Source organism: Clostridium homopropionicum DSM 5847 (assembly GCF_001263795.1).
GTDB classification, from domain to species: Bacteria; Bacillota; Clostridia; order Clostridiales; family Clostridiaceae; genus Clostridium_H; species Clostridium_H homopropionicum.
This window is the reverse complement of record NZ_LHUR01000031.1, coordinates 62433-80841: the sequence shown is the minus strand read 5'-3', so window position 1 is coordinate 80841 and position 18409 is coordinate 62433. Positions and strand designations below refer to the sequence as shown.

Sequence of the window (18409 nt, the reverse complement as noted above, 5' to 3'; positions counted from 1 at the left end):
GCGCTTAGGATATTTACTAAGCACCTTTTATTTTAAATGATATTTATACTAAAATTATTTTCTAATTCTACTTTCGAAATCTTTTTGTATGGCGTGAAGTCTTCTTGTGCCATCTTCTCTTTTCTGTCTTGCTTCATTTTCTATTCGTTTCGTCTCTTCAATTCCTTGAACTATAGTCTGCCATGTTTTTTCCAAGGTTTCTATTTGTATAGAACTCCCGGAAGCAAGTTGAGCTGTAAGTTTAGATTGCAGAGCAGTATTTTGAGCATTTCTAAGGAGTAGTTCATTTGTTTTTTCATCTAAAGCGGCCATTGCTTTTGCTTGAACTGCTTGCCTCTTAAGCGTAATAGCTTGAGTTAAACATTGCTTAAATATTGGGATGGTTACTATAAATGCTGAATTTATTTTTCTAACTAGATTATAATTTCCCTTTTGTATAAGCTTTATTTGAGGCATCGTTTGAAGTGCTACATTTTTAGCAAGTTCTAAATCATATACTCTTTGTTCTAGCATTTCTAAAACTTGCATAGCGTTTGACAAATTAATCTGGTCAATTTGCTCCATAGAAGTTGCAGCTTTATTTTGCAAATTAGGAAGTATATTGCTCTTAAAATTATCTATAACCAAGTTACCAGCACAAATATACTTTTCCAACATTTCATAATAGTCCATGTTTTTATGAAACATTTCTTCAAGATTATTATTTGAAATGTTTATTTCAGATTCATATTTTTTTAATTGAACATAAACCTTATCGATTTCTCCGCCCATAGTGTGATATTTTTGGAATAGGGCTTCTATAGAATCCTTAGCTTTTTTCATAAATCTAGCTAAAAATCCTTCTTTTTTTTCTTCAAAATCCTTAGAATCGAATTTATCCATAATCTTATTCAATTGAACCAATAATACGCCTGAATCTTCTACAAATGTAGTTTCGATTGTATGCAAAATCTGGTCAGCAAAGCCAGAGATTTCTGAAGCTGTATCTTGACCAAAGACCATTACAGAGTCTACATTAGATACATCTAGCTGCTTTGCAAGTGCAATAACCTCAGGAGAATTTTTAATTTTTAAGGCTATTTCATTAGTTTCCTTTTCTAGATTTACACCGTCATACTGCAAATCATTAATTTGATTAGTATTATTAAGCATAGAAATTTCCTCCCTCTTATTTAAAAAGATTAGACCAGAATGAACCGGACTTTTCTTTATTTTTGCGAATAGAATTTAAATTAGGTATCTGAAGATCAAAATTAACATTCTCTAGCTTGTGTGTGTCGTAGTAGGTATCTTGAATCTTTTGCTCAATATTGTTATAGCCTGTAGGAGTGAATATTGCTATATCAAAGCCCATTAAGCTTAGAAAAGCTACAACAATTGAATCTGAATCACTAAAAATATCTTTATCATTATCATAAATTAAAATTTTAGGTATTTTAAATGGATAATCAAATTTTTGAATTAGTTTTAATATATTTTCATTTAATGATAGAACAGTCATAAGAATTTTAAGCTTAAATTCCGTTTCCATTTTATTCTTAAATATAGATAATTTTAGTAGTTGATTTATCTTATCTATTATACCATTCTGAAGAGGGGTTTTTAAATAAGAAAACTTATAAAGTCTGTTACTTAATAGACTTTCTTTATCAACCATTCCGTTCTTAAAGCAATATTCTAAGCTGTATAAATCATATCTTGAGTAATTATTATCTAAAATATAAGGTATATCAGAAATAAATAATAAATCTTCTACATTCTTAAAATCTTTAAAGTCATTCCAATATTGGTTTAAATCATTAAAAGTACCGCTTATTTTTGCAAAGAGATTTGGAATATAAACTGTTCCTGCTTCTACTTTAAATCCTGGACGCATTCTAGCTTCCTCTTTCCAAAGAAGTTTTAATTCATCATAAGTAGTTTTTAAAGTAAGAGGATGAGTTTTATATGCTTCAAATTGCCAAGGTCTATAAATACCGTCATTTTCATCATATAGAATATCACCAATTTCTCTATGAGCTTTAAAGGCAGCGGTTTCATGTCGTACAATGATTTCCTCGGAAGGAAACTCTTTTAGTTCAGATACTTGTGGTAACGAAAGCAATCTTGAAAAAGTCTCTTCCTTGTCAATTTCCTCAAAGATTTTATCCTCTTTTGAATTTATATATAATATATCGCAGCCCATTAAAGAAAGAAAAATTAAAAAGTATGCTTCATGTTTTTTTATATCTCCATAATATAAAATTTTTGGATTGAATATTTCATCATTGGAGTTTTTAAGGTAATCAAACTTTTTAAATAAATTAGGTATATATTTATATAGCCAAATAAGAATCTTCAAAGTGAAGTTTTTAATTTTAGAGTTGTTGACTCCTAATTCTTTTGCTATATAGAGCTCTAATATTTTAGAAAAACTATTTATAATTGAGGAATTAATAATTTCTTCCCTAAGGTCTGGAAAGACTTTGCAGTCTATTAGCATATTAACAATAGCGTTTTTAGCAGGTTTTTCGGGGACAGTCCTCCAAATTTCTGATGTTTTAATAATCAATTCAGCATTAGTTTCTACAGGAATGTCATTAGTAAATTTCAAGTATAAGGGTCCATATTTTTGTAATTGTAAATTCAGTTTGTATAAATCATTATAATATTCTTCTTCTGATGCTTTGATTCCAATATATCTATAAAAGTAAACTGGAATTAAAGGCATAGGTTTCCCAACAAAACCACTTCTTTTGTTTAACGGGAGTATAAAATCCTTTAATATATCATTAGAAGTCTTATATATAGATTTAATAGCATTCTCAAGTACTAATGGAGAAGAAAAATCCTTTTGTGATTTCTCAGACTTCTCTGATTTCTCCGGTGGCAGGCACCGGAGGTTTAGGCACCGGAGGTTTAGCTTGTCAATATTTAGATTTCCCAATACTCCGGTGCCTGCTACCTTACAATTGGAATAGCAACATTCTTTATCGATTATAGAAAAGTCCCCATCATTTGGAGAGTTTATATATAAAACATCACAACCTATTCTTGATAAGAAAATTAGAAAATATACTTCATGCTTTTTTATATCCCCTAAATAGAGTATCTTTGGATTTATTATATCTACACCGTTTTCTACCTTAAGATTAAAATCCTTAAGCAATTTTGGAAGAAATACATTTATCCAATTTACAAGTTTTAAAGTAAAGTTTTTTACTTTAGTTAGATTTACATTTGGTTCTTTCTTAATATAGAGGCTTAAAGTATTGCTGAAGGATTCCTCAATGGATGAGGAAAGTAAAGAATTATTTGCCAAAGGGAAACATCCATTACCTGCTAAAAGAGAAATTAAGATTTCTATTTTGCTATTATCAAAAGGATCTAAGTGACTGCGATTCCATACAAATTGTATTTTATCAACTAAAGAAGGATCGTTATCTAGAGGAATCTCAGAAATAAATTTAAAATATAGATTATTAAAATATAATAAATTTTCATCTAAATTTCTTAATTCTTCGTAATAGCTTGCCTCATTATTTCCCATACCCACAAATCTATAAAAATAGATAGGAACAATAGGGCTAGGACCATTAATGAAGCCAAGCCTTTGATTTATGGGAGTAAATATATCTTGAAAGACATTGTTAGAAGTTTTAAGTGAGGAATTTATATGTTTTCTAACACTTATCATTTATCATCATGCCTACTTTCACCTTAAATATCTAAGCATATTACTAATCTATTTATACACTTTATATTATACAAGAATCATATTATCACTATCAACAGTTTAAATGGGATACTTAATTTATTACTAAAACGTACAATTATATAAGCAAAGTAAATAGAAGGTAAATATTGTTTTTGATATTCACAAGAACTGTTATATAATATATAGCTGCAAATAATTATTATACAAAAAATACATCTATTAAAATGGACCTAGACAAAGTATAATTTATCTATAAATACTTAAACAAAGGGGGAGGGTCTAATGCGGTTTACAATTAAGACACGGCTATTCACATGCTTTTTAATAGTTGCAGTTATACCACTAATTTTAATTGGGGGAATTAGCTACTATTCTATTTCAAATGAAATCTCTAAACAAACAGAAGAGAAGATTACAAGTATAAATACTGGTATTAAGAATATGGTTAGTACACAGGATAAAATTGTATCCTTATGGCTTGAAAGCGGAGCAGCAGCATTTACTTATAAATTATCTTCTCTTGGAGAAAGTCGTTTTGACTATGATCATATGGTTGATATAGCAGGGCATCGTATGCCTACATGGTACATAGGAGATCAAGTAATAACCAATGATCATACTCTAGTGGATGAATTAAGTGGTGAGGAAAATCTGCAGGCCACTATATTTATGCTTCACAACAATGAATTTGTAAGAGTAAGTACAAATGTAAGAAAAGACGATGGTTCTAGAATAGTAGGAACTATTCTTAATTCCGGACCAGTTTATAATAAAATAATAAATGGACAGCAGTTTCTAGGTAGAGCAAGCGTTGAAGGAATTTGGCAGGCAACTATCTATAGACCTATACTAGATAAAAAAGGAAAGCTTATTGGAGTATTTGTTCTTGGAAGACGTGAAAAAGAATACGAAATTATTGATGCTATAAAGAAAATATCTATAGGAGATAGTGGATACGTTTTCATAATGGATTCTGTAGGGAACACAGTAATTCATCCATATATGAATGGACAAAATGTAATGGACTACCCATGGATAAAGGAAATTATCAAAAACAAAGAAGGAAAAATTAGATACAATTTTAATGGACAGAATAAAATAGCTTATTATACATATTATGAACCTTGGGACTGGTATATTATTACTGGAGGAAATGTGGCAGAGATATTTGCGAATAGAACAAAACTTTACAAAGTATTTCTATTTACTTTACTTGCTGTTATCGGTGTCGCTCTTTTAATAGCCTATGCATTATCAAAATCTTTCTCTAAACCTCTAGAAGAACTTGTGGGTGTTATGAAGGAAACTCAAGAAGGAGATTTATCACCAAAATTAGGATATGTTAATAATGATGAATTTGGAGTTTTAAATACTACCTTTAATAACATGCTTCATAATATTTCAATCCTCATTGGAAAGATATTGTTTAATTCTAATAATTTAAAAGAAGCTTCTAAAATACTTAAAGTAGATATTTCTAAATCCATGGATTCACTAACTGGAATTGAACGTGGAGTTGAAGCAATTCAAAGCTATAAACCTATGTTCTTTGAACCAGGCGATTCCAAAGCTGTAGACATGGAACTTAAGGATCATTATTTAGAGGGTATACTTCAATGGGTAAATAAGCTAAGAGTAGATATGGAAGATATAATAGTTGATAAAAAATATGAAAGTCTAGAAAATATTAAGCTTCAACTAGATGAGCTTGAAAATATAGCTTTTGATTGTTTTTCAAATGACAAGCAACCAAAAGATGCAGATATATTAAATATACAAAGCAATTATGAGAACAAGATGGCAAATTTAAAAGTAGAAGTTGAAAAACTAAAGCTGTTACTACAAAATATTTCCTCATCAGGAGAAATTTTAGACAATATAGCTATGGAACTAGATAACCAAGCTAATATGTTTAAGATTAATGACGATAAAAGATTACCATCATAAAAGGGATTTCATGATTTCTGTTTTATCAAAGGGGGGATTGCAATGAAGATAAAACAAATTATGCATACTTCTTTTGAAGTGTGCTCCCTTGGAGATGCAGTAATAACTGTAGTGAAAAAGATGACAGATAACAATAGAACGTTTATTGCAGCCTTAGATTTAGCAGGAAAATATATTGGTATAATTGATCCTAGAGCATTAGTTAGATGCCTGGCAGAAGGAGACAATTGTACTATAGAAGGACTGGTAATAAGAATTGAAGCTATTGAAGAAAATAGTGATATTAGAGATATAAAAAAAATAAGGTCAGATGCCTATGTATTACCAGTAATAAATAGCAATAAAAATGTAGTTGGCTTTTTAAATCTTAGGACCATAATAAATAATTTGGATATTGATTCAGAAAGAATGCTTCCTGCATCTGGTAAAAATAATTCTAAATACGTAACAAAATATAATATTGATAATATTCTTGGAGAAAGTAAGCAAATCATACTTTTGAAAAAGAGAATACTAGCAGCTGCAAAAACTAATGCCACTGTTTTGATTATGGGTGAAACAGGCACAGGAAAGGAATTGGTAGCGCATTCCATCACAGCCCTGAGTAGCAGAAGACACCAACCTTTCGTTAGAATTAACTGTGCTGCTATACCGAGTAATTTATTGGAATCCGAGCTTTTTGGATATGAAGAAGGAGCTTTTACCGGAGCTTTAAAAGGAGGTTCAAAGGGTAAATTCCTGCAAGCAAATAATGGGACGATATTTTTAGATGAAATTGGAGATATGCCTTTAGAACTTCAGGCAAAAATTCTTAGAGTTCTTCAAGAAAGAGAAATTGAAAGAATAGGTGGTTCCTACCCAATACCTATTGATGTAAGAATTATTGCTGCCACTCACGCAAATCTATTTGAACTAGTAAAACAAAATAAATTTAGACAGGACTTATTTTTTAGATTACATGTTATACCAATTACTGTTCCACCTTTAAGAGAGCGTAAGGAGGACATACCTATTTTAATAGAGCCTATTATTGAGGAACTTGCTGGAGAAATGGGAAAGGAGATCCCATCTGTTGAACCATCATTCATAAAAGCATTAATGGATTATAATTGGCTTGGAAATGTAAGAGAACTTTTAAATGTACTTCAAATGGTAATAAGTTTTTCAGAAGGCAGTTTAACTGATAAAGATTTAAGAGAATATTTTATATTGAATCAAGTAGATACTAAGATTAACGTTGATAAAGATGATTTAAAATCGCTTACAGACGAAGTAGAAAAAGATAGAATTATTAAAGCTATGAAAAATTATGGTGGAAATAAAATTAAGGTTGCAGACGCTCTTGGAATTTCAAGAAGTAACTTATATTATAAAATGAAAAAATATAATTTATAAATAAGAATATCTAGATAAGAGACGGTTTATACCGTTAAATATCTAGATATTTTTATTTTGTTTTAAATAATGAAGACATTAAGACTAATTGTAAAAGTAAAACCAGGTGATTATTCAAAAAATAGCACACTTTTAAAAAAAACTAGAACAGTTTAAATTAAACGGAGAAATAGTCAATTAAAGGTTAAGCTAAGAAAAATGAGCCTTCGAAGGTAAATGAAAAAGTTGGCATGCAAAGTGCATATAAGTATATCAGGTAGAGGGAATAGAAATTCAATAAAGGACTGTCAAAATTCAATTTAAAAGGGTGAGGGTTCCTATTGAATCTATTCCAATAGTAAATTTACCCATAGTGTAAAAATTTTTTCGGAGGTGTATTAAAAATGGCTAATATTCAGACAGTAGAAGAAGCAGTAAAGAATATTAAAGATGGTATGAAAATCATGACAGCAGGTTTTTTAGGTGTAGGAGCTCCTTTAAAGATGATCGACGCATTAGCAAATACTAATGTTAAAGATCTTACACTTATTCAAGCTGTATCAGCTCATCCAGGAGAAACTCATGACATTGGTAAACTTGTAAAAAATAAACAAGTAAAAAAATTCGTAGGTTCACATATTGGAACTTGCCCTGAAATTCAAGAACAATATAATGCAGGTACATTAGAAGTAGAGTTCATGCCAATGGGTACTGTAGTAGAATGTATAAGAGCCGGTGGAGCTGGACTTGGCGCTGTTGTAACTCCAACTGGACTTGGAACTGAAGTTGAAAATGGCAGAGATAAACTTGTAGTAGATGGAAAAGAATACTTAGTATTCCCACCATTAAAGGCAGATGTTGCAATAATCAAAGGTTGTAAAGCTGACAAGCTTGGAAACATTGTATATAATGGGACAACTAAAGGAACAAATACAATCATGGCACTTGCAGCTGATTTAGTAATAGCTGAAGTGGATGAAATTGTAGAAGTTGGTGAAATACCATATGATAATGTTGGTACACCTGGAATTCTAGTAGACATAATAGTTCAAGGTGATTCTCATGAGGAAAGAAAGAAATATTTTGAAGATCTATGGGTAAGAACTAAGAAAATGAAATAAGGGAGGTTAATAAAATGGATAGTAGAGAGATAATTGCAAGAAGAATAGCAAAAGAATTTAAAGATGGAATGGTTGCTAATTTAGGATTCGGTATGCCTACTATGGCAGCAAATTATTTACCAGAAGGAATGTCAATGACACTACAGACTGAAAATGGTGCTTTGAGATTTGGAGCAACTCCTAAAAGAGGAGAGTCTGATCCAGATGTAGCAAACGCTGGTGGTGCACCAATTACGTTATTGCCAGGAGCATCAACATTTGAGATGGATCTTTCCTTTGCAATAATAAGAGGTGGACATGTTGATATAACTGCTTTAGGTGCTTTGGAAGTTGACCAAGAAGGAAATATAGCTAACTGGAAGATACCAGGAGCTTTTGCACCAGGTATGGGAGGTGCTATGGACCTTCTAGTAGGAGCAAAGCGGGTAGTAGCTGCATTAAATCATACTGACAAAAAAGGTAACTCAAAGGTTCTAAAGAAATGTTCTTTGCCTTTATCTGCTGCAAAGTGTGTTGATCTTATAGTAACAGAAAAAGCTGTTATGGAAGTTACAGATAAGGGCTTAGTATTAAAGGAAGTAGCGCCAGGATTAACTGTTGAAGATGTTGTAAAATGTACTGATGCAGATTTAATAATTCCAAGTGATGTTAAGGAAATGGATATTTAGTAATCATAAGAAAATAGAGTCTTGTATTTATAAGATGTGTATTTATATGAGACTTTGAAAATAAGAAATTATATTAAAAAATAAAATTACCTTTTACCTAAAAAATTTGAAACCTACACTATAAAACTCCATGAACGGAACATGGAGTTTTATAGTACTTATAAACATACATTAAGCATATAAAATGCTTATACAGGGATATGGCATGTTGAGATAAGTGGTTAGCTTAATATGAAGATAGTTTTAGAACTATTGCGGATCATTTGGGGGAATAGTATAGAGATAAGAAGTATTTGGGGTTGCTAAAAAATATGTGGGGACTATATATAAGAAGGAATGTAAGAATTAAAATGCCATCAGCTTAGCTGGTGGCATTTTTGTGTGTAAAGAAAATCATCTGCTGTTTATAAGACTACTATTTATTGATAAAATGAATTACTTTTTAATTTGCTTTATTAAAGGCCATTTATCAAAGAAAGTATTTAAGTATAAGAACGGCATCATAAATACAAATTGTCCAGCAATTAAGCCTAGTGTTGCATATCCAAGTCCCATATTGTTTGCTCCGAATGGAAGTAGTTTATAGGTCTTCATCCAGATTAATCCCATAATTGTTCCAAGCACTACTACAATTGCAAGTCTTATTAAGGATCTTGATGCTGAACTCTTTACTAAATCTTCGCCAGGATAATCGAAAAATTGATGATGCCATAAAAGTGCTGTAGTAATAATTGATAAAACTAATGAAGTAATAACAAGATCTACTGGTTGTCCGTTAAGAAGATCTAAAGGTGCAAGTACTATTCTTAAAAGGGCTCTTATTCCTAATGCTCCTGCCCATGCAATTATAATTCCAATTAAGCCTTTCCAAGGTTGCTTTTCTGTAAATAACTTATAAGGATATTGTTCTCCACCTATTGCAGGAAATAAGAAAAGAAATATAAAAATTTGACAGAATGCTAATACTGATGGCCATGATCCCATTGGAGTAATAGTTGCAGCTTCTCCAGCACCTAATTGGAACTTTAAGAAGCTAGGGATAACCATTGCAAGCCAAACTACTATTGCAATAGCTGTAGTAGTCATCATAGCTCCGAAGCCATCCCAAGGAGCGGATACCTTTCCAGCAAAAGGCCACTTACCAAAAATTGATACAATAGGGATTTGACAAATAAGTACTGGTACAGCATAGAAGTTACCTGCAGCCCATCCTTCTGTAGCTAGTAAAACTTCTTCAGCAGTCTTAGGCATAAAAAGTGTTGCTAAGTTAAATGGTTTCCACCAGATTCCAATAAAGCCAATGAGAACGATCATTCCTAATGCACCAGCTAAGAATGCTAAAATAGTGTATCTTAGTCCAGCAATAGGTTGTTTTTTAGTTTTTGCATATTTTCCGTAGTTGCCAAATATAAGAGTAAACCAAACCCAAGAGTTGATTGACATCCAGAAGAAAGTTCCTTCTGTAAAATCTTTAATATACTGACTTGCTGCTTTAGCATCTACTTGTGCCAGGCCTACACTTGCTAAATTACTTATGAATGCTTTTGCGATTAGTCCCCATATTGGCCAGCCAATGCAGGCAATTAACAATGCAATAATTGTTGCCACAATACCGCTAATAATAGGGTTTTTAAATCTTCTTTCTACTTGATATTCCATTATAAAATTCCCCTTTCTAATAAATGATTTTATTATTTCGATATAGGTAAAAATCCTCCTTATTTTTACCTAAGCATATATTTAGCAAATATCATTCCATAATTTAAAATTAGAATATTTCAATATTTTAAATAGTAAGTAACTAAGAAAGTGTGCTAATTTTTAAAAAAAGTGTGCTAAATCTTCAAATGTTGTGTTAGTATTCAAAAATTAGTACAAGTTATTAAAATTAGCACACTTTATATCTAAAAAATTAGAAAGCGTTTTCATCTGAAGTCGCCCTTTTTAAGGGTTTCAAAATTCATGATAAGTTGGCATACAAAGTGCATATAAATATGAGAAGAAAAATTTAATCTACATTTTTTATAAGAAGGATACGGAATAATAGTTTTTTAATCTGCAATTATCAATAGTTTATAGTTATTTTGGGGGTGTATAATATGGCTTCTATTCAAACGTATCAAGAGGCAGTAAGTCAGATAAAAAATGGCATGAGTATAATGATAGGAGGTTTTTTAGATGTAGGTGCTCCACTTAAAATGATTGAAGGACTTTCAAGATCTGGAGTAAAAGACTTAACGCTTATACAAACAGTAGCATCTTTCCCAGGAGGAAGTAACAATATTGGGAAGCTTATCAAAAATAGACAAATTAAAAAACTGATATGTTCACATATTGGAAGCAATCCAGAGATTTTAAAACAATATAAAGAGGGCACTTTAGAAGTTGAGATTAATCCAATCAAAACTTTAATAGAAAGAATAAGAGCAACAGGAGCAGGACTTGGAGCAATTGTAACCGAAAATGGACTTGAAACTGAAATTGGGGAAGGTAGAGCCACAATTACAATAGATGATAAGGATTATTTATTATATCAGCCATTAAAGGCGGATGTAGCAATAATTAAGGGTTATAGAGCTGACAGAGCTGGAAATATTCAATATAAACATACATTAAAAGGAGCAAATCCTATAATGGCATCTGCAGCTGACATAGTATTAGCAGAGGTAGAGGAAGTTGTAGAAGTTGGCAAAATACCCTATGAGAGTGTTGGAACACCAGGAAATTTAGTTGGTATTATTATAGAGAATAATAGTTTTCATCAGAGAGAAAAATGTTTTAATGAATATTATGCAAAGGTTCATAATTTATAAAAGAAATAATATGGGTATTATGTGGGTATTATATAGATAAAAGTGCAGGGACGGTCCCTGCACTTTTATTTTTGGCAATTATTATATATGAAAAATGATAAAAGAATAATCTGTACACAAAAGGTATACTTTGTATGTAAAATATAAGGGATTATCTCCCATATATTCATAAGTATCTATTTGGATATTAAGTCTCTAAAATTTACTGACTGTAGTTGTTTTAACAGGTTATTTTGTACTGAGTTTAAAGCAGAATGTATTTCACAGCGAGTACTTCTATTTAGATTACAGTGACTAGGATCAAAAATACACCTGTTCATATAAATTGGCCCGTCTATAGCAATGATTACATCTTTAAATGAAATATCCTCTGGCAGCTTATTTAGAGCATATCCTCCATTTATTCCTCTATAAGATTCAACTATTCCAGCCATTTTTAGCTTTCTAAGTAGCTTTAATAGAAACCTTAAGGGAATATTTTCACTTTCAGATATAATTTTAGCTTCGACCTTTTTCCCATATCCAAGTTTACATAGATATAAAACAACTCTTAGAGCGTAATCCACTTCTTGGGTTATTTTCATAATGACTCTCCTATTAGAATAAAGTGCACTTAGTTGGTGTAGTTTCAATATACTATATTATTATTATTCTGTCAATAATTGTAGAAAAAAATGTATAGAATGTTATTTTAACTGAGGAAATAAAGTTTAAGAATATTTTTCTGAAAAATTATGGATATTATGGTATATAGTCATAATTTGAAAAGTAATTACTGTAAAATTTACTTAAAATTTATAAATAATTAATTATCGGTAAACTATCTTTTAATATATAATTATAGATAGAATGCCGATTTTTTACTTTTAAAGCTTATGGTATGTTTTTAGAAATTATTATATATTTAATAAAAAGTACTTGGGAGGAATAAAATGATATTTTTTAATGACCTATCTCCAAAGGATCGAAAGAGGATTTTTTTCAAAGAGCCATCAGAGATTACAAAAGCTACTCCGAAAGAATATCTATCCTTTGCTTTAGGAGCTACCTTATATATACCAGCCATAAAAGAAGGAATATCTGATATAATATTAGATAATAAATATAAAAGACTTACATCAATTGTTCTTTGTCTTGAAGATTCCATTCCAGAGGACAAGGTTCAAGAGGCAGAGGAAAACATAGCAAAAGTATTAACAGAAATGAATAAAGCTTTAGAATCAAAGAAATATAAAGAAGCTGAATTGCCTTTAATTTTTATAAGAGTGCGAAATACAGAACAATTTAATAAGCTTTTAGAAAAGAAACAGCTTTTTAGCAGCATTACAGGATTTTGTTTTCCAAAATTTAATTCAGATAATGGACGAGAATTTATGGACATTCTTAGTAAATTTAATGAAGAAAGAGAATTAAAATTATATGCTATGCCAATTTTAGAGACTAAAGGAGTAGCCTATAAAGAAACAAGAATAGAAGAGCTTATAAGAATTAAGCAAATCATTGATCAAAGTAAGGACGTGGTGTTAAACATTAGAATTGGAGGGACGGACCTACTAGGTTTATATTCTATAAGACGTCAAATGGAGAATAGTATATATGATATTGGAGTCATAAGAGATTGCATATCAGATATTATAAATATATTTGGAAGAGCAGAAGAAGAATACGTCATTTCAGGCCCTGTATGGGAATATTTTAATGGAAATCCTGATAACAGAATATTGAAGCCTCAATTAAGAGAAAAACCATTTTTTGAACATTTAGGACAAGGTGGCTTAAAAAAGAGAGAATATTATCTTGAAAAATGTATTGATGGACTTATTAAGGAAGTTGTATTGGACAAGGCTAATGGATTAATTGGTAAAACAATAATTCACCCTACACATATTCCAATAGTTAATGCACTTTATGTAGTTACAAAGGAAGAATATGAGGATGCTTCAGCAATTTTAGGAGCTGAAATAAGAGGAGCCTATAAGAGCCGGTATAACAACAAAATGAATGAAGAAAATCCCCATAATAACTGGGCAAAGAAGATATTGAAAAGAGCTTATATATATGGAGTGTTTAATGAAGAATTAAATTGTGTTGACTTATTTTAATGGGAGGAAAATATGAAAAAAACCCTAAAAATTCTGAATCAAATTGCAGTAGACGTAGAGATTTTGGATAATCCGTATAACTTTCAAATAAAGGATTTGTTTTTATTTGCAGCTAGAAATAACAAAAAAAGGGCATTTTTATTTGTAAGCAAGCTTCTCGGGAAACACATACCAGTTGACCCCAAGCGAGCGCTACTAACAGGAAAATTATTAGGCTTTCTAATTAATGAAAAAGTTGAGAATAGGGAAGAAAATCGGGGACGAGGCTACAAAACTGAACTAATAGCAAAAGCTTTAAGTGAAGATAAATACATTCATAAGGCCTTTAATTATGCAGAGGATAATTTAATGGAAATGAATATTCCAACCTTATTTATAGGCTTTGCAGAAACTGCAACTGCCCTTGGAAATAGTGTTTTTTCTCAATTTAAGGGAGACAATATCTATTATATACACACTACTAGAGATGAAATCCATGAATACACGTCTGTTTTTAACTTTGAAGAAGAGCATTCACATGCAACAAGTCATTTTTGCTATCCATTAAAAAATGATATATTAAGTGAATATAAGAGAATAGTACTGGTAGATGATGAAATAACTACAGGTAAAACAGCACTAAATCTTATTAGAGCAATAAATAATAAATTTAAGAATAAAGAATATGTAGTCGTTTCTATTTTGGATTGGAGAAGAAAAGAACATGTTGAAGAATATAAGAAATTAGAGAATGAACTAGGCGTAGTTATTAAAGAAGTGTCCCTACTTGATGGAGAAGCTATATGTGATAGCCCATCTATAGATGGATTAGAAATTTTTTATGAAAATGAGAAGATAAAAGAAGAATACAAGTTGAGAACTTTAGCAAAAAATCATAAATTTAGCTTTGGGAAGAGCAGAAATTTAACTAGAAAATTGACTACTGGAGAATCAGTTACCCATAAGTATATAGATTTAACCGGACGATTTGGAATTACAGAAAAGGATCTTACAGAAATAGATAGTTATGCATGTGATGTAGTAAAGCAATTGGGAGTATTGGATAAGAAGCTAATAGTTCTAGGAACAGAAGAATTTATGTACATACCAATGCTAATAGCAAGCAAAATTGAAGGAGCAAAATATCAATCCACTACTAGAAGCCCAATTTACGCAAGTTCCAGTGAAGAATATGGGGTGAAACATGCGGCTAGATTTAAAAGTCCTTTTGATAAGGGGGTAACTAACTACATATATAATGTTGGCAGTGGAATGTATAATGAAGTTTTATTTATTACAGAAAGAGAGATTGGAGAAGAAAGTAAGGAAGAGCTTATAAAATTATTTTACTCACTGGGGATTTTTAAAATAAACTTTATTTATTTCTAAGAGGCTAAAGAAGAGGAGTGTTTTAATGAGGTTTCAGCACATAAAAGAACCAGAAAAACTAGGAAGCTATTCAGAGGAAGATGTAGTATTTCTTTTAAAGGATATATCTAATCATATTAATGAACAGGATAATGAACAGAGAGAAAAAATAATTCAAAATGGGGGACACTATTCTGAAATGCTTCCTATAGAGTATTTTCCAAATGAAGAATATATGGACATATTCTATAAAACTCTTCAGGATTCTAAGGAAAAAGTAGCTAGAGCTGTAGCACAAGTTGGAGAATTAATATTTAAAGAAAAAGGCGAGGAGACTGTTATAGTTTCTCTAGCTAGGGCAGGAACGCCTATTGGTATTTTAATAAAAAGATACTTAAAATTTAAATATAAAATGAATATTCCTCACTACAGTATTTCAATCATAAGAGGCAAAGGAATTGATGTTAATGCTGTAAAGTATATATTGAATCATCATAATGAAGAGGGTATTCAATTTGTAGATGGATGGACAGGTAAAGGTGCCATAAATGGAGTTTTAAAAGAAGCTTTGGATGAATTTCAAAAAAAATACGGAATCAAAATTAGTGATAAATTAGCTGTGCTAGCTGATCCGGCTTATTGTGTAGAGCTTTATGGAACAAGAGAGGATTTTTTAATTCCTTCTGCTTGCTTAAATTCAACGGTATCAGGACTAATAAGCAGAACTGTATTAAGAGCTGATTTAATATCAGATAATGATTTCCACGGTGCTAAGTTTTATAGGGAGTGGTTAGAGAGAGATTTATCTAATTTATTTATAGATGCAATATCGAAAATCTTTCCAAGTATCCATATAGAAATGAGTAAATTATGTACTATAGATAAAAATGTGTACAATCAAGGAATTAAAGAAGTAAAGGAAATAAAGGACAAGTATAATATAGGAGACATTAATTTAATTAAACCTGGGGTAGGGGAAACTACGAGAGTTTTGTTAAGGCGGGTTCCTTGGAAAATACTTATTAATGACGTGGACAACCCTAACCTTAAGCATATTTTAATCTTAGCAAAGGATAAGCAGGTACCAGTAGAGATTTATAAGAATATGACTTATTCCTGTTGTGGACTTATCAAGTCAAAAATAAGGGGGAACATGGATTGATTTTTGCCTCTGATTTAGATAGAACACTGATTTATTCAAGAAAGTTAATTGAGGAGAAAGATAGAAATATAGAACTAGTAGAAAGGTACGAAGACAAGGAACTTAGTTTCATGAGAACTAAGACTATAGAAAAACTCATAAGGATTAAAGAAAGAATTTTATTTATACCTGTTACCACCAGAACCATAGAGCAATATAAAAGAATATTTATTATGGAAGAAAAAATAAAACCTATCTATGCAGTAGTAAGTAATGGCGGCAACATCATAATAAATGGGAAAGTAGATATGGAATGGAGAAGCATAATAGAAGAGAAACTGTCCATAGTAGAGAGGCACAATATTGTAAAGGAAAAATTTTTGGAAAGTTTTTTTAATACTCAATGGATTAAAAAAATAGTTTTAAGGGATAATTTATTCTATAGTATTCATTTTGAGGATAAAGCCCATGTTAACTTAAGACAGCTAGAAGAGTTTGAAAAATGGAGTAAAGAAAAAGGTTGGAACATATCTCTTCAAAGCAAAAAACTATATTTAGTTCCAGAGCCAGTAAACAAATGGGATGCAGTAGCTTATATAAAAAAGAAGGAAGGAAGAAATAAAGTTATAGCCGCAGGAGATTCATATTTAGATTATCCAATATTAATTAATTCAGAACATTCTATTTGTCCATCTCATGGAGAATTAAAGGAACTTTTTGATTTTAAAAAAGTTGACAGAAGGAACATAATCATGACTAGCAAAATGGGCATAGAGGCCTCTGAGGAAATACTAGAAATGGTAGAAAAATTAGCTTGAGTCCTAGTTTGATTTTTAAATAGAGTAAATATATAATAGTATTACAATGTGTTTATTGGGAAAAATTATAATTAAATACTTTTAAGGATTATGCTTTCTTAATTATATGAATTTAGAAGAAAGCCAATAATAAAATTAAAGAAAGAAGGTAATTGTAATGGCAGTTAGCTTAACAAAAGGTCAAAAAGTGGATTTAACAAAAACTAATCCTGGTTTAACAAAGGTAATAGTTGGGCTTGGATGGGACACTAATAAATACGATGGAGGAAAAGACTTTGATTTAGATACTGCTGCTTTCTTATTAGGAGGGAATGGCAAGGTTGGTTCTGATAACGATTTTGTATTTTATAATAATTTAACAGATCCATCTAAAGCTGTTACTCATCTTGGTGATAACAGAACAGGTGAAGGAGCAGGAGATGACGAACAAATAAGAGTAGAATTAAGTAAAGTTCCTTCAAATGTTGAAAAAATAGATTTTACAGTTACTATCCATGAAGCACAAGCTAGAGGACAGAACTTTGGGCAAGTATCAAATGCTTTTATTAGAATAGTAAATGAAGATACAAATGAAGAACTTATCAGATATGATTTAAGTGAGGATTATAGCATAGAAACTGCTATAGTTGTTGCTGAATTATATCGTCATAATGGCGAATGGAAGTTTAATGCAATAGGAAGCGGTTTCCAAGGAGGATTAGCTGCTCTTTGCAATAATTTTGGTATAGATGTCTAATAAATCACCCATTATAAAACATTGAATTATTAGATTGGAGGATTTTCAATGGCAATAAACTTATCTAAAGGACAGAAAATTAGTTTAACAAAGGAAGCTCCTGGATTAAAAGAAGCAATAATAGGTCTTGGATGGGATACAAAATTTTATGATGGTGGATATGATTTTGACTTAGATGCTTCTGCTTTTTTAATTGGGCAAAATGGAAGAGTAAATAATGATTTAGACTTTGTATTTTATAATAACTTAAAGCATCCAAGTGCTTCGGTTATTCATACTGGGGATAATAGAACAGGAGATGGAGATGGAGATGATGAACAAATTATCATCGATTTCTCTAAAGTACCAGAAAATATTGCTAAAATAGCAATAACAGTAACAATTCATGAAGCACAAGCTAGAGGACAAAATTTTGGACAGGTATCTAATGCTTTCGTAAGAATAATAAATAAGGAAACTGGAGAAGAAGTATTGCGTTATGACTTATCAGAAGACTTTTCTATTGAAACAGCATTAGTTTTTTGTGAATTATACAGACATAACGACGAGTGGAAATTTAGTGCTGTTGGAAGTGGTTTTCAAGGAGGACTTGCTGCTCTTTGCAGAAACTATGGTTTAGATGTTTAATAAGATTTTAAAATATTA

The 18409-nt window shown here is 30.8% G+C and carries 15 protein-coding genes; 11 read left to right on the top strand and 4 right to left on the bottom strand.

The annotated features are described in order from the left end of the window. Positions 1 to 54: 54 nt before the first annotated feature. Positions 55 to 1152, bottom strand: a complete 1098-nt coding sequence (locus CLHOM_RS13170) for a toxic anion resistance protein (RefSeq protein WP_052222153.1) — start codon at positions 1150 to 1152, stop codon at positions 55 to 57. 16 nt (positions 1153 to 1168) lie between these two features. Next, the gene (locus CLHOM_RS13165) at positions 1169 to 3676 is read right to left on the bottom strand and encodes a YceG family protein (protein WP_052222152.1); all 2508 of its coding nucleotides are present in this window, start codon (positions 3674 to 3676) and stop codon (positions 1169 to 1171) included. 303 nt (positions 3677 to 3979) lie between these two features. Between CLHOM_RS13165 and CLHOM_RS13160 the strand changes: the two genes are divergently transcribed. The 4 genes from CLHOM_RS13160 to CLHOM_RS13145 all read left to right on the top strand — a co-directional run bounded on the left by CLHOM_RS13160 (position 3980) and on the right by CLHOM_RS13145 (position 8807). Beyond that, positions 3980 to 5644: a methyl-accepting chemotaxis protein gene (locus CLHOM_RS13160; RefSeq protein WP_052222151.1), complete on the top strand. Its 1665-nt coding sequence runs from the start codon at positions 3980 to 3982 to the stop codon at positions 5642 to 5644. 42 nt (positions 5645 to 5686) lie between these two features. Beyond that, positions 5687 to 7039 carry a sigma-54 interaction domain-containing protein gene (locus CLHOM_RS13155; RefSeq protein ID WP_052222150.1) on the top strand — a complete coding sequence of 451 codons (1353 nt, stop codon included), beginning with the start codon at positions 5687 to 5689 and terminating at the stop codon, positions 7037 to 7039. Between the two features lie 383 nt (positions 7040 to 7422). Continuing rightward, entirely contained in the window at positions 7423 to 8139 is a 717-nt protein-coding gene (locus CLHOM_RS13150) for a CoA transferase subunit A (protein WP_052222149.1), read from the top strand. A gap of 14 nt (positions 8140 to 8153) precedes the next feature. Beyond that, complete coding sequence (locus tag CLHOM_RS13145; protein WP_052222148.1) at positions 8154 to 8807, top strand: 3-oxoacid CoA-transferase subunit B; 654 nt, start codon at positions 8154 to 8156, stop codon at positions 8805 to 8807. 435 nt (positions 8808 to 9242) lie between these two features. Here CLHOM_RS13145 and CLHOM_RS13140 read toward each other — a convergent pair whose 3' ends face one another. Continuing rightward, positions 9243 to 10466 carry a hypothetical protein gene (locus CLHOM_RS13140; RefSeq protein WP_052222147.1) on the bottom strand — a complete coding sequence of 408 codons (1224 nt, stop codon included), beginning with the start codon at positions 10464 to 10466 and terminating at the stop codon, positions 9243 to 9245. Between the two features lie 440 nt (positions 10467 to 10906). Here CLHOM_RS13140 and CLHOM_RS13135 point away from each other — a divergent pair, with 440 nt between their 5' ends. Beyond that, a complete protein-coding gene (locus CLHOM_RS13135; protein WP_052222146.1) occupies positions 10907 to 11620 on the top strand; it encodes a CoA transferase subunit A in 714 nt (237 codons plus the stop codon). A 176-nt stretch (positions 11621 to 11796) separates the two neighbouring features. Here CLHOM_RS13135 and CLHOM_RS13130 read toward each other — a convergent pair whose 3' ends face one another. Then, entirely contained in the window at positions 11797 to 12204 is a 408-nt protein-coding gene (locus tag CLHOM_RS13130; protein ID WP_052222145.1) for an RrF2 family transcriptional regulator, read from the bottom strand. A gap of 348 nt (positions 12205 to 12552) precedes the next feature. Here CLHOM_RS13130 and CLHOM_RS13125 point away from each other — a divergent pair, with 348 nt between their 5' ends. The 6 genes from CLHOM_RS13125 to CLHOM_RS13100 all read left to right on the top strand — a co-directional run bounded on the left by CLHOM_RS13125 (position 12553) and on the right by CLHOM_RS13100 (position 18391). Then, positions 12553 to 13722 carry an HpcH/HpaI aldolase/citrate lyase family protein gene (locus CLHOM_RS13125; protein WP_052222144.1) on the top strand — a complete coding sequence of 390 codons (1170 nt, stop codon included), beginning with the start codon at positions 12553 to 12555 and terminating at the stop codon, positions 13720 to 13722. A gap of 12 nt (positions 13723 to 13734) precedes the next feature. Further along, entirely contained in the window at positions 13735 to 15090 is a 1356-nt protein-coding gene (locus CLHOM_RS13120; protein WP_052222143.1) for a phosphoribosyltransferase family protein, read from the top strand. A 25-nt stretch (positions 15091 to 15115) separates the two neighbouring features. Continuing rightward, positions 15116 to 16231: a cysteine protease StiP family protein gene (locus CLHOM_RS13115; RefSeq protein WP_052222142.1), complete on the top strand. Its 1116-nt coding sequence runs from the start codon at positions 15116 to 15118 to the stop codon at positions 16229 to 16231. Continuing rightward, the gene (locus CLHOM_RS13110) at positions 16228 to 17028 is read left to right on the top strand and encodes an HAD family hydrolase (protein WP_052222141.1); all 801 of its coding nucleotides are present in this window, start codon (positions 16228 to 16230) and stop codon (positions 17026 to 17028) included. The genes CLHOM_RS13115 and CLHOM_RS13110 overlap by 4 nt, the downstream gene beginning before the upstream one ends. Before the next feature lie 157 nt (positions 17029 to 17185). Next, positions 17186 to 17764 carry a TerD family protein gene (locus tag CLHOM_RS13105; RefSeq protein ID WP_052222140.1) on the top strand — a complete coding sequence of 193 codons (579 nt, stop codon included), beginning with the start codon at positions 17186 to 17188 and terminating at the stop codon, positions 17762 to 17764. A 48-nt stretch (positions 17765 to 17812) separates the two neighbouring features. Then, positions 17813 to 18391: a TerD family protein gene (locus CLHOM_RS13100; protein ID WP_052222139.1), complete on the top strand. Its 579-nt coding sequence runs from the start codon at positions 17813 to 17815 to the stop codon at positions 18389 to 18391. Positions 18392 to 18409 lie beyond the last annotated feature (18 nt).